The 12,264-nt window shown below is 67.2% G+C and carries 13 protein-coding genes; 10 read left to right on the plus strand and 3 right to left on the minus strand.

What is annotated here, in order from left to right; genetic code table 11:
• Window positions 1–22: 22 nt before the first annotated feature.
• Window positions 23–1,435 carry an aldehyde dehydrogenase family protein gene (locus AC1RIF_RS23775; RefSeq protein ID WP_492603844.1) on the plus strand — a complete coding sequence of 471 codons (1,413 nt, stop codon included), beginning with the start codon at window positions 23–25 and terminating at the stop codon, window positions 1,433–1,435.
• A 142-nt stretch (window positions 1,436–1,577) separates the two neighbouring features.
• Entirely contained in the window at window positions 1,578–2,216 is a 639-nt protein-coding gene (locus AC1RIF_RS23780; protein ID WP_492603845.1) for a TetR/AcrR family transcriptional regulator, read from the plus strand.
• Between the two features lie 21 nt (window positions 2,217–2,237).
• On the opposite strand, the gene AC1RIF_RS23785 is transcribed toward AC1RIF_RS23780, so the two are convergent.
• The 3 genes from AC1RIF_RS23785 to AC1RIF_RS23795 form a co-directional block, all read right to left on the minus strand.
• Window positions 2,238–2,936, minus strand: a complete 699-nt coding sequence (locus AC1RIF_RS23785; protein ID WP_492603846.1) for a TetR/AcrR family transcriptional regulator — start codon at window positions 2,934–2,936, stop codon at window positions 2,238–2,240.
• Between the two features lie 151 nt (window positions 2,937–3,087).
• Entirely contained in the window at window positions 3,088–4,005 is a 918-nt protein-coding gene (locus AC1RIF_RS23790; RefSeq protein ID WP_492603847.1) for an AurF N-oxygenase family protein, read from the minus strand.
• A gap of 139 nt (window positions 4,006–4,144) precedes the next feature.
• Window positions 4,145–4,876, minus strand: a complete 732-nt coding sequence (locus AC1RIF_RS23795) for an IclR family transcriptional regulator (protein WP_492603848.1) — start codon at window positions 4,874–4,876, stop codon at window positions 4,145–4,147.
• A gap of 98 nt (window positions 4,877–4,974) precedes the next feature.
• Here AC1RIF_RS23795 and AC1RIF_RS23800 point away from each other — a divergent pair, with 98 nt between their 5' ends.
• From AC1RIF_RS23800 to AC1RIF_RS23835, 8 genes are all read left to right on the plus strand, one after another.
• A complete protein-coding gene (locus AC1RIF_RS23800) occupies window positions 4,975–6,180 on the plus strand; it encodes an amidohydrolase family protein (protein WP_492603849.1) in 1,206 nt (401 codons plus the stop codon).
• 11 nt (window positions 6,181–6,191) lie between these two features.
• The gene (locus tag AC1RIF_RS23805) at window positions 6,192–7,064 is read left to right on the plus strand and encodes an alpha/beta fold hydrolase (protein WP_492603850.1); all 873 of its coding nucleotides are present in this window, start codon (window positions 6,192–6,194) and stop codon (window positions 7,062–7,064) included.
• 61 nt (window positions 7,065–7,125) lie between these two features.
• Window positions 7,126–7,881, plus strand: a complete 756-nt coding sequence (locus AC1RIF_RS23810; protein ID WP_492603851.1) for a class II aldolase/adducin family protein — start codon at window positions 7,126–7,128, stop codon at window positions 7,879–7,881.
• Window positions 7,878–8,189: a galactose-1-phosphate uridylyltransferase gene (locus AC1RIF_RS23815; RefSeq protein WP_492603852.1), complete on the plus strand. Its 312-nt coding sequence runs from the start codon at window positions 7,878–7,880 to the stop codon at window positions 8,187–8,189. The genes AC1RIF_RS23810 and AC1RIF_RS23815 overlap by 4 nt, the downstream gene beginning before the upstream one ends.
• Window positions 8,186–9,094 carry an NAD(P)-dependent oxidoreductase gene (locus AC1RIF_RS23820; RefSeq protein WP_492603853.1) on the plus strand — a complete coding sequence of 303 codons (909 nt, stop codon included), beginning with the start codon at window positions 8,186–8,188 and terminating at the stop codon, window positions 9,092–9,094. Before AC1RIF_RS23815 ends, AC1RIF_RS23820 begins: the two co-directional genes overlap by 4 nt.
• Entirely contained in the window at window positions 9,091–10,311 is a 1,221-nt protein-coding gene (locus AC1RIF_RS23825) for an alpha-hydroxy acid oxidase (protein WP_492603854.1), read from the plus strand. The genes AC1RIF_RS23820 and AC1RIF_RS23825 overlap by 4 nt, the downstream gene beginning before the upstream one ends.
• Before the next feature lie 80 nt (window positions 10,312–10,391).
• Window positions 10,392–11,540 carry a steroid 3-ketoacyl-CoA thiolase gene (locus AC1RIF_RS23830; protein WP_492603855.1) on the plus strand — a complete coding sequence of 383 codons (1,149 nt, stop codon included), beginning with the start codon at window positions 10,392–10,394 and terminating at the stop codon, window positions 11,538–11,540.
• A 362-nt stretch (window positions 11,541–11,902) separates the two neighbouring features.
• A partial coding sequence (locus AC1RIF_RS23835) for an ABC transporter substrate-binding protein (protein WP_492603856.1) occupies window positions 11,903–12,264 on the plus strand: 362 nt, incomplete at its 3' end.

The following is a 12,264-nucleotide window of genomic DNA, read 5'->3' on the forward strand; positions in this document are numbered from 1 at the left end:
GACGAGAACGAGGAGAGACAACGTGCGCGACTACGAGCTGATCTACATCGACGGATCGTGGATCCCGTCACGCGGTTCCGGGACGATCGACGTGACCGACCCTGCCACGGAGGAGGTGATCGCTTCCGTGCCCGATGGTGTCGAGGCCGACGTCGATGCCGCCGTCGCCGCTGCGCGTGGCGCGTTCGAATCTTGGTGGCACACCCCGGTCGCCGAACGGGCGAGACTGCTCCGAGCGGTCGCGGCGGGGCTCACGGCGCGGCGCGCGGAACTCGGGTCCCTGATCACCCGAGAAATGGGTGCACCCACGTGGTTCGCCGACGCAGTTCAGACGGCCGTGCCGATCAACAGTTTTGCGCACGCCGCGGAGGTCGTCGAGGCATTCGAGTTCGAGCGGTCCGAGGGGAACTCCGTGATCGTGCGCGAGCCCATCGGCGTCGTCGGGGCCATCACGCCGTGGAACTACCCGATGCACCAGATCGCTGCCAAGGTCGCGTACGCGCTTGCTGCCGGCAACACCGTAGTCGTCAAGCCCTCCGAGGTGGCGCCGCTCGACGCTTGGCTGTTGGCGGATGTGATCGATGCGGCCGGCTTTCCGCCCGGGGTGTTCAATCTTGTCAGCGGCACGGGTCCGGTGGTGGGACAGGCCATCGCCGCACACCGGGATGTCGATGCGGTCTCGTTCACCGGCTCGACCAGGGCCGGTAAGGAGGTCGCCAAGGTGGCCGCGGACACCGTCAAGAAGGTCTCCCTGGAATTGGGCGGTAAGAGCCCGACCGTGGTGTTGCCCGACGCCGACCTGGCTGCCCTCATGCCGGCCGCGGTGTTCGGTTCGATGATCAATTCCGGCCAGACCTGCACGGCGCTGACCCGCCTGCTCGTGCCCCGTGAACGCCTGGAGGAGACCGAGCGACTCGCGAAGACGATTGCCGAGTCGATGGTCGTCGGCGCTCCCACCTCACCGGACACGCGACTCGGCCCGTTGGTATCGAAGGCGCAGCTCGACCGGGTGCGCGGCTACATCGACCGCGGCGTCGAGGAGGGCGCGACACTGGTCACCGGGGGTAGCGAACCGCTCGGGGAGATCGGCTACTACGTGCGCCCGACGGTCTTCTCCGATGTCACGCCGAAGATGACGATCCATCGTGAGGAGATCTTCGGTCCAGTGCTCTCGCTGGTCCCGTACGACACGGTGGACGAGGCAGTCGAGATCGCCAACGACACCGACTACGGCCTGGCCGCTGCGGTCTGGTCTGCCGACCCCGCGGCCGCGCGTCTCGTGGCCGGCCGGATCCGCGCCGGCCAGGTGTCGATAAACGGGGGGTCCTTCAACCCGAACGCGCCTTTCGGCGGGTACAAGCAGTCCGGAATCGGGCGTGAGCTGGGCGTGTACGGGCTCGAAGAGTTCCTCGAGATCAAGTCGATGCAACTCTAGACGTCGGGCGGGGATCGGTCACGACGGTCGGTGCGGTCGATCCCCTGTCCGAGGTGCCGGCACAGGTCGCGTTGCCGTCAGACGTGATGGTTCCTCGGGCCGAGACCCATTCCGCTTCCTACGGACGAGTAGGATCCTGCTCGTGGCTGCAACGTCGAAAGCTCCCAGGGCGGCGAGGCCGCCGATCTCGCTACGCCAGGAACAGAAGCGTGCCACTCGCGCCCGGATCGTCAGGGTTGCGACCCAGTTCTTCGAACGTTCCGGCTACTCCGCCGTGTCGGTCAGCGACATCTCGGCCGCCGCCAACGTCAATAGAGCCACGTTCTACCTCCACTTCTCGGGCAAGACCGAGGTGTTGCGGGCCGCCATGCAGGACTTGCTGGACAGGACCGTGCGCGACGTCTGGCGGTTGATGGACAAGGCTCTGTCGGGAGGTTCGAGGGCAGCTGTCCGCGAGTTCATCGCGGAATGTGCGAAATGGTGGGCGGCACACAGCAATATCGTGTCGGCGTGGGACGAGGCCATGCGCGTGGAGCACGATGCACTGCCCTCGTTGTCCCGGATTCCGAACATGTTGTTCGAAGAGTGCCACGGCTACCTGGGGCAGTTCGAGTCGGCGGAGGAACGAGCCGAGGCTCGCCGCAAGATCGAGTTGCTGATGCTGCAACTGGGCCAGGCGGGTAAGCGGAGTTGGTTGCAGGACAGGTCGAGCCCGGACTACGACGCGTATCTCGACTCACTTACCGATATCTGGTGCGCCGCCCTGAACATCCGCGGCTAGATTGCCGATCGGCATCGGGTGCTACGCGGCAGAGCTGCGCCCGGAGGTGGGAGCTCGACCGGGAAGCTTCTGCAGGCCCTCGATCGCCTTGGCGACAGCCTTCTCGACGCCGACCTTGTTCAGCTTCTTCGGGACACAGATTCCGAGGAGGAACTCCGACGCGAACGAAGCAGTGATCTCCTCCACCGTCAGGCGACCCTCGGGGCGGTACCACGTCCACGCGTAGTTGCACATTCCGAACAGATGCAACGAGGTGAGAGTCGGGTCTTCCGTTCTGAAGATCTGCTGTTCCACGCCTCTCTCGATGATGGCGACGACGGTGTTGCTCCAGTCGGCTCGTCGTGCGCGCAGATCCTCGCTGAGACCGCCGACGTTGTACCGGACGAACTCTCGGAGAAATGTCAGCGTCGCATCCCGATCGTCTCGGTGTGCGGCGAGGAGTGCGTAGATGACTGCCGACAGCTGCACCGCGGGGTCGTCGAACGTGCGCTCGATGAAATCGAGTTCGAGAAACCGGCGCTCGAAGTACGACTCGTGGACTTCGTTGAGGAGTCGTTCCTTGCTCCCGAAGTGGTGGACGATGGTGCCTTTGCTCAATCCCAGCTCGGCCGCGATCTCTCCCAGGCTCGTATCGCTGTACCCCTGCAGCGCGACCTGTCGAGCGAAGACCTCCAGGATTGCGTCGCGGGAGGTTGCTCGGGCCGTGCCGGAAGAAGTCATCTACCTACCGTACTCGACTGACCGGGTGGACGGTCAGGAAATGGCCGACCGGCGGCGAGCCTGGCCCGTTCCGCGTAGCGCGATGTGACGGACGTCGGGGTTGTCGACCTCACCGGCTCGCCCACTGTGCATGTCGCGCTGTGCCCCGTGGTCAGAGCAGACGAGCCTTCTTGTAGAGCACCTTCGACGGCCCGCCGACCAGGCCGACGCCGTCGAGGAAGCTCATGAGCTTGGAGCCTGACGTTCGGATCATGTCGTGGTGGTGGGTGTTGGTGCGCGCCGCTTCGAGTGCACGTTCCCTGTCGAGACCGGCGTTCACGTAGACGTCGGGATGGATCATGCTCTTCATGACGAAGTAGACCACCGTGGCGGTGTTGACCCGCTCGATCGCCAACCGGGCACGGCTCGCGCCCTGCAGGCGCCGGCCGACCTCTTCCCGAGCGAAGCGGATGTGCCGCGCCTCCTCGAGGACGTGGATCTTGCTGACGGTGCGGGTGACCGGTTGGACGCGCTCGTCCTTCATGAAGTCGCGCTGCATCATGTCGAGGATCTCCTCGGCGGCCATCACGCTGGCGTATGCGTTGGCGCCGCGGAAGAAGCCGCCCCACAGACGACCCGCCTTGTGGATGAACGGGATCGGGCCGTAGTCGGGCATGCCGAAGCGTTCGCCGGCGCGGGCGAACATCACCGAGTGGCGGCATTCGTCGGCGACCTCGGTGAGCGCGAACTGGACGTGCCGCGAGTGCTTGTCGCGGCCGTACACGTCGCGCAGCAGCATCTGCATGAGCAGGATCTCGAACCACAGGCCGACGCTGGAGACACTCGCGGCCTCGTGCTTGGTGAGCGTGATCCTCTGCTCTTCGCTCATCTCGTCCCACAGGGCGGTGCCGTAGAGCGTGCTCCACTCGGGGGTGAGGCCGTACTTGTCGGTGGGCAGCGGTGCGTCCCAGTCGACCTCGACCATCGGGTCGTAGGACTTGCGCGCCGACGAGGCGAGCAGCCGGCGCGCGGTCTCCTCGCGGTCGGATACCGGCGGAGCTGTGCGAGTCGACGGAGTCGCAGTGGTCATGACTACCCCTCGTTCGTGTCACGGCCGCAGTCGCGGCGAGGCCATCTGTGTGTGACTGATGGTTACTGTTAGCTGAACCATACAATGGTCATTGTCACGATGGCAACGGTCACGCGGGGCCGGCGTCGGGTTTCGCCTGCTAGGGGCGCCCTCCACCGAGTTCGGCGACCGTGTTCCGGAGCAGCGTCCCGGCCTCGGCGTACTTCTCGGGGGTCAATCGACTGTCGGGGCCGCTGACCACGAGCGCGCCCAACGGCTTCCCGCCGAGGTCGGTGACGGCGGCGGCGATGCTCGTCGAGCCTTGCTGGACGGCTCCCTCGCACAGCGACCACCCGCGCTCGCGGATCACGTCGTATTCGGCCTCCGCGAGCAGCGCGTCGGGAGCATCCGCCAGGTCCGCGCGTTCCTCGGGGGTGAGGTGGGCGAAGATGGCGCGTCCCGCGGCGCTGGTTTCCGGGGGGTGGACCGCGCCGACCTGTAATGCGGTGCGGACCATCTGCCGACCCTCGGCGACGTCGACGACGACGATCGTCGTTCCGTCGAGCAGTGCGAGGTGTGCGGTCTCGCCGGTCGCGTCGCGGATGGATGCCAGCAGTGGCCGAGCGCGCGCCGGCAGGGACGACGTGTTCAGGGCGCGTCCGGCGACGACCAACGGCTTCGTCGACAGTTCCCACCGTGGCGGAGTATCGGCCAGTGGGCGGATCCAGCCGGCCTCGTGCAGCGTCGCGAGCGTGCGCTGCATGGCGCTCTTGTCCTCGCCGAGCGCCTGGCACAGCGCAGTGAGGCCGATGGGTTGGTGCGCGGCGACGGCCTCGACGACGCGAAGACCGCGCGCGAGTGTGCCGAGTGTCTTGACTGCGATCTGGATCACCCCTACTGTGTGTATCTGAAAGTGATAGTGAGTATCGCATATCGATACTAACTCCGCAAGGGGCTGTGCTACAACGCGATTCGACGAAGGAGATTTCCGTGACGGCTGTCAATCAGGAACTCGATCCCGCCCTCTTCAACCCCGAGCCCGAGCAGGCCGAGGTCAAGTACACGGTCATCTCCGTCGACGACCACGTGGTGGAGCCGGCGCACCTGTTCGAGACCTGGATGCCCGCGGCGTTGAAGGACCGTGGACCGAAGATCCTCGAGAACGAGGAGGGCGCACAGGTCTGGGAGTTCGACGGCAACATCTACTCCCAGGTCGGCATGAACGCGGTCGCCGGACGGCGCAAGGAGTCCGTCAAGTACGAGCCGTTCCGCTTCGATCAGATGCGGCCGGGCTGCTACGACATCCATGCGCGCGTCAAGGACATGGATCTGGGCGGCATCTGGGCGATGCTCAACTTCCCGTCCCAGATCACCGGCTTCTGTGGCCGGGTCTTCGCGCACGCCTCCGACAAGGAGGTCGGTATCGCCGCGGTGCGCGCCTGGAACGACTGGCTCTACAACGAGTGGTACCTGGAGTACCCGACGCGCGTGATCCCCGGTGGCATCACCTATCTCACCGATCCGGTCGAGGCCGTCAAGGAGATCAAGCGCAACGCCGAGCGCGGCTTCACGTCGGTCACCTTCCCGGAGCGGCCGCATGCCATCGGTCTGCCGTCGCTGTGGGATCGCGACCACTGGGATCCGATCATCCAGGCCTGTGTCGACACCGACACCGTCATCTCGCTGCACGTCGGCAGTTCGGGCATGTACCAGTACCCGCAGGGCGCGCCCGGACTCCAGTTGGGTGCCACCATGTTCGGACAGCTCTCGCTCGCGGCGTGCAGCGAGTGGTTGTGGTCGGGCTACCCCAAGGAGCATCCGACGCTGAAGATCGCGATGAGCGAGGGCGGGATCGGCTGGGTGCCGATGTTGATCGACCGGCTGGACAACATCATCGACCGATCGGGCTACGGCCTGGGCTGGGCAGACCGTCCGGCGGACATCCTGCGCCGCAACTTCTGGTTCTGCACGCTCGACGATCCGTCCACGATCGCACTCCGCGAGGTCATCGGAGTCGAGAACATCATGCTCGAGACCGACTACCCGCACGGTGACGGCACGTGGCCGCACACGCAGAGCGTCGTCGAGGAGTACTGGGGCGGATTCCCGGCGAAGGATCTGCGAATGATGTGCAGCGAGAACGCCGCCAAGCTCTACCGGCATCCGCTGCCCGAGATCGTTCTGCCCCGGGACTGAGGGGGAGACACTTGCTCGTCGACGTAGGAGACGTGGAGATCGCCACCCGGGTCGTGGGGTCGGGGCCGCCGCAGTTGCTGCTGCACGGGTACCCGCAGACTCGGCGTGTCTGGCAACGGGTAGCCGACGACCTCGCCGACCGCTTCACCGTCGTCACCACCGATCTCCGTGGTTACGGCGACAGCAGCAAGCCGGTGAGCGACGACGCCCACACGACGTACGCCAAGCGGGCGATGGCCGGCGACCAGGTGGAAGTCATGCGCAGGTTGGGCTTCGACAGATTTGCGGTCGCCGGCCACGATCGGGGTGCGCGGGTCGTGCATCGCATGTGCCTGGATCATCCGGAGAAGGTGGCACAGGCGGTGCTCCTGGACATCCTGCCGACCTCGGAGGTCTACGCGAGCACCGATCGGCAGTTGGCCACCGCATACTTCCACTGGTTCTTCCTGATCCGACCGCACCGGCTCGCCGAGCAGCTCATCGACGGAAATCCGGATGCCTGGATGGACAACGTGCTGGGACTTGCCGGAGGAGGGCAGACCTCGATGTCCGACGAGGACATCGAGCACTACAAGAGCTACTTCCGGGATCCGGCCGTGGTCCATGCGACGTGCGAGGACTATCGAGCCGGGGCGTCGGTCGACCTCGAGCACGACGCGCTCGACGCCGGACGCCGGATCACCTGCCCGGTCCTCGTCCTGTGGGGCGACCGCGGGCTCCTCGCCCGGCGCGAGCATCCGCTGAACGTCTGGAAGCGGTTTGCGCACAACGTGACCGGAGAAGTCGTTCCGGGAGGCCACTTCTTCATCGACGACGCCCACTCCGATGTCGTGAGGGCCGTCGGAGAATTCCTCGAGCCCTGGCGATGCGGGCGACTCGACTGAGCACGGCACCACAGCACCGTCCGAGGCCGGCCCGCCTCGGAACCGAGAGGAGAGAACGTCAATGAAGTTCACACCGACCGCAGATCGCCTGATCCCGGAGCTCGACCCCCGGGAGGAGATCGTGATGCTCGGTCGCACCCTGTGGAACGAGGGGTACCGCGACCACCTGGCGGGACACATCACCTACAACCTCGGCGACGGCACGCTGCTGTGCAATCCGTGGCTACTGACGTGGGAGGAGATGCTTCCGGAGGACATCATCCGAATCGATCTGCAGGGCAACCTGATCGAGGGAGAGTGGCCCGTTCCGCTCGGCATTCCGCTGCACCTGGCGCTGCACAACGCCCGCCCCGACGTGGTGTACGCGCTGCACAACCACTCCGAGTACGGCACCGTGTGGGGCGACCTCGCGGAGGTGCCACCGGCATACGACCAGAGTTCCAGCCTCGGCGGCGGTGAGCTGGTACTGGTCGACGAGTACGACGGCGCCGTCAACAGCATGGAAGCCGCCGAGAAGGCGGTCCGTGCGATCGGCGACGCAGATCGTGCGCTGCTGGGTGGACACGGCGTCTTCGTCATCGCGGACACCGCGCGGGCGGTGTTCCTCCGTGCGGTCGCCCTCGAGCAGCGCTGCAAGAACGCATGGATGGTGCGGGTGGCCGGCGGTCCCGACAAGACGTCGCTCCCGGACTGGTGGCTCGACCGGCAGCTGAAGAACGACGGCAACGGATACCACGGCTTCTGGGAATCGGCGGTGCGCTCGGGCCTGCGGGCGGATCCGGTTCTCGCCGAGAAGATCCTGTCCAGGCCGCGATGACCGTGCCGGCGATCACCGTGGAGGCGGCACCGGGCCCGCTCGAGGCCCGTCCCGCCTCGGCGGAACGAGCGGCGGACATCTTCACGTGCCGCGAGGTCATCCGGATCATCTCCGGGATCGAGCGGCGTGCACCCGGTGAGCGCCTCGACGAGTACTACTGGGCCGAGTTGCTGGGTGGCTGTAGCGAATCCGAGGTGCTCGAGGCGACGTGGGAGCACTATCGCCGGAACTCGCGGCCGATCTGGCCCGCCGACATCCTCGCGCGGGTGGCGGCTCGGCGGGCCGAGGGCGCGGAGTTCGCCCGGTGACGCCGATCGTGGTGCTCGTTCCGGAGGAGCGCGGCGTCTCGGCCCTCGCGCAGGTGCCGGGCGTCCGCGCCGTCGTGTACGACCCGGGGAACGGTCGACTGCCGGACATCGCTTGCGAGGCTGAGATTCTGGTGGCGCACCGACTCGACCCCGCGGATGCCGGTCCGCTCTTCGCGCAGCTGCCATGGTTGCGGATGGTGCAGTTGTTCTCCTCGGGTGTCGAGCGTTGGGCCGACGTCGTACCCGACGGAGTGCGGGTGTCGAACGCGGATCGGGCGCACGGCGGGCCGGTGGCGGAGTGGGTCGTCGCGCAGTTGCTCGCCCATGTCCGTGATCTCGCCGGCTACCGGCTCAAGCAGCAGCAGCGGTGTTGGCAGGCGCACCCGACCGGGACGTTGTCGGGCAAGCGCGTGATGGTGTTCGGTGCGGGCGACATCGGCGAGAACGTTCGCCGCCGGCTCGAACCGTTCGGTTGTACGGTCACCCTGGTCGGGCGGACGGCGCGCGCCGGGGTCGTGGACGTCGAGCACGGCCGAGCCGAACTCGGTGACCAGGACGCCGTGATCCTGGCACTGCCGCTCGACGATTCGACCGTGCACCTCGTCGATGCGGTGTTCCTCGCGACGATGAAGGACGGTGCGGTGCTGGTCAACGCAGGACGAGGCGAACTGGTGGACACGGAGGCACTGCTCGCCGCGGCGCGGGACGCGCGCGTGTCCGCGATCCTCGACGTCACCGATCCCGAACCACTGCCCGTCGACCACGGTCTGTGGACCGCGCCGGGGGTGGTGGTGACCCCGCACGCGGCGAGCATCACCGACGACGTCCGTGACCGGTGCTGGGCGGCGATCGTGCGGAAGATCGCTGCGTACGCCGACGGACCACGGGTGGCGGTGTCCCGATGAAGGCACTCGGATTCGACTGGCGCTGGCGCACTTCCGGCGAGCTGCTCAACGTCGAGGACTATCGCCGCGCCGCGCAGCGACGACTGCCGCGCATGGTGTGGACATACGTCGAGGGCGGAGCGGACGATCTGCGCACCGTCGCGGGCAACCGCTCCGCGTTCGACGACTGGTGGCTCGTGCCGAGCGTCCTGGCCGGCCACGACACCCACGACCTCACCACCGAAGTTGCCGGGCTGCCCGTCTCGATGCCGGTGCTCACCGCGCCCACGGGCTTCAACGGGCTCACCCGGTGGAGCGGCGACCTCGACGCGATCCGCGCGGCGGAGCGCGTGGGAACCCGCTGTGTCGTGAGCACGGCGTCGACGTGGTCGGTCGAGGAGATCGCCGACGCGGCCACCGATGAGCACGCCTTCCAGCTCTACCCCGGTGCAGGCGGTGTGGCCGCGGCCCTCATGCGCCGTGCGTGGGCGGCCGGCTTCCGCTCCCTGTTCGTGACGGTCGACGTCCCGACCGTCGGCAATCGCGAGGGCGAGAAGAGGGAAGGGATGGGCGTGCCGCCCGTTCTCACCCCGCGCCGCCTGCTCGACGTCTCCCGGCACCCGCGATGGGCCTACGACGTCGTGAAGCATCGGCGGATCGGCGGCCGGAACCTGGCATCCGGGGACGGCGTCACCGCGGCGCTCGCGTCGATCGAGGTCCAGGAGCGGCACCTCGTGCAGTCGCGGTTGAACTGGGACGACCTGGCCTGGATGCGGGACAACTGGCACGGCCGCCTCTACGTCAAGGGGGTGCTGCGCGCCGAGGATGCCGTCCGCGCTGTCGACCTCGGGATCGACGGCCTCGTCGTGTCGAATCACGGTGGTCGCCAGTTGGACGGCTGTGTGCCGTCGGTGGCGGCGCTGCCGACGGTGGTCGACGCCGTCGCCGGCCGGGCCGAGGTACTTCTCGACGGCGGGATCCGGCGTGGCACCGACGTGCTCGAGGCGCTCGCGCTCGGCGCGGACGCGGTGTTGATCGGCAGACCGTGCCTGTACGGGATGGCGGTGGCCGGGGAGCACGGAGTCGAGCAGGTACTGACCATCCTGAAGTCGGAGATCGAGCGGGGGCTGACGCTCCTCGGTGTACGGGACGTCCGCGATCTCGACCGGTCACATGTTCGTTTTGCTGGAACGCGCGACCAGCGCGAGATTGCCGTGCCCGCCGTGCCCACCCAGTGAGACTTGCGCCACACAGGTCGTCGATTCCTCTGTATCAAGAAATACGTTCCGGACGTTCGTGCTGCTCGAGGAGGACTGCAATGGGTACCCCGGTGATAGTCGACGCGGCCAGGTCGCCGATCGGTCGACGCGGTGGCTGGCTGTCGGGCCTGCACGCCGCGGAACTTCTGGGTGCCGTCCAGTCGGGACTGCTCGAGCGCCTGAATCTCGATCCCACCATCGTCGAGCAGGTGATCGGCGGCTGCGTCACGCAGGCGGGGGAGCAGGCGTCGAACGTCAGTCGCAACGCTTGGCTGCATGCGGGCCTGCCGGAGCGGACCGGCGTGACGACGATCGACTCGCAGTGCGGGTCCGGTCAGCAGTCGGTGAATCTGATCGCCGCCCAGATCGCTGCCGGTGTCATCGATGCGGGCATGGCCTGCGGAGTCGAGGCGATGTCCCGAGTTCCGCTGCTTTCCAACATCAGCGGCGACGTCGGCAGCCCCAAGCCGCCGGGCTGGAGTGTGGACATTCCGGCCCAGTTCGAGGGCGCCGATCGTATCGCGCGGCGGCGAGGGTTCACGCGCGAGGACCTCGACGCGTTCGGGCTCCGGTCTCAGCAACGCGCGGCCGCCGCGTGGGAGGCCGGTCGATTCGACGGTCAGATAGTCCCCGTGAAGGTCCCCGCCGCGGAGGGGCAGGCGCCCACCGCGGTGTCCCGCGACCAGGGTCTGCGGGACACGTCGATGGAGGCGCTCGCCCGACTCGAGCCCGTTCTCGAGGGTGGACTGCACACCGCGGGGACCTCGTCGCAGATCTCCGACGGCGCCGCGGCCGCGGTGCTGATGGACGAGAACGTCGCCCGGGGACTCGGGTTGCGTCCGCGGGCCCGGATCGTCGCGCAGTGCCTCATCGGCGCGGAGACGCGCTTCCTCCTGGACGGCCCGGTGCAGGCCACCGAGTACCTCCTCGAGCGAACCGGGTTGTCCGTCAAAGACATCGATCTGTTCGAGGTCAATGAGGCCTTCGCAGCGGTACCGATGTCCATGGCCCGCGTGCACGGCGTCGACGAGGACCGCCTCAACGTCAACGGCGGGGCGATCGCACTCGGCCATCCGGTCGGATCGTCGGGCGTGCGGTTGATCGCGGCCGTGATGGACGAGCTCGAACGCCGCGACGGTGAACGTGCACTGGTCGCCGTGTGCGCCGGTGGGGCGATGGCATCCGGGGCGATCGTCGAACGAGTCTGACCATGTGAAAACCTTTGCCGACAAGGCATTCCGGAGGCGCACGACGATCTGCCGTGTGCCATTTCCGGCTGCCCGGAACAGGCGCGGTCGTGGGTGTCGAATCGTACGGCTACTTGCTGATGTGATTCGACGCACACTGAGTGCGGCGGGCTGCTAGGGTCCCTTCCAGCGGCGACAGAAGAGTCGAAAGACCCTTTGCTGCAACTTTTTCGGGCTACTCGCCAGTAGCTCGTGTGGCGCGAACCGTCCGAGTCGACGCACCAGTCGGGCAGGTGGTCCGCTTCCAGCTGTGCACAACACGAAAGCGCGATCACGCGTACGGCACGGGCCGTTTCGTCGTGGATCTCTTCAGGAGGCATTGCATGATGGACAAGTGGCTTCGCAGGTCGAGGAACCTGGCTGTGATGGCTGCGGCCGCCGCGGTTCTCGCCGGCTGCGGTGGTGGCGCTGCGTCGACGACGACGTCCGAAGCGTCCGGCGATCTCGACTCCAGCGCGATCCTGCGGGTCACGGCGAGTGCACCCACCCGCAACCTGGACCCGTACATGCAGACCAGCTACGGCGGATGGGGCTACCTCACACCGATTTTCGACCGGCTGACGGTCGTGGATGGGAACGGTGATCTCCAGCCGGGTCTGGCGGAGTCGTGGGAGTTCGCTCCGGACGGTTCCTATCTGGAGTTGACGTTGCGTCAGGGCGTCACCTTCCACGACGGTGCGCCGTT

Source organism: Prescottella sp. GW823-FHT02E09 (assembly GCF_058797375.1).

Excerpts from the sequence above, each read along its gene's own strand:
- AC1RIF_RS23790 (WP_492603847.1), bottom strand. The coding sequence starts at position 4,005 with ATGACCACTGCGACTCCGTCGACTCGCACAGCTCCGCCGGTATCCGAC.
- AC1RIF_RS23815 (WP_492603852.1), top strand. The coding sequence starts at position 7,878 with ATGACCGTGCCGGCGATCACCGTGGAGGCGGCACCGGGCCCGCTCGAG.
- AC1RIF_RS23785 (WP_492603846.1), bottom strand. The coding sequence starts at position 2,936 with ATGACTTCTTCCGGCACGGCCCGAGCAACCTCCCGCGACGCAATCCTG.
- AC1RIF_RS23810 (WP_492603851.1), top strand. The coding sequence starts at position 7,126 with ATGAAGTTCACACCGACCGCAGATCGCCTGATCCCGGAGCTCGACCCC.
- AC1RIF_RS23825 (WP_492603854.1), top strand. The coding sequence starts at position 9,091 with ATGAAGGCACTCGGATTCGACTGGCGCTGGCGCACTTCCGGCGAGCTG.
- AC1RIF_RS23830 (WP_492603855.1), top strand. The coding sequence starts at position 10,392 with ATGGGTACCCCGGTGATAGTCGACGCGGCCAGGTCGCCGATCGGTCGA.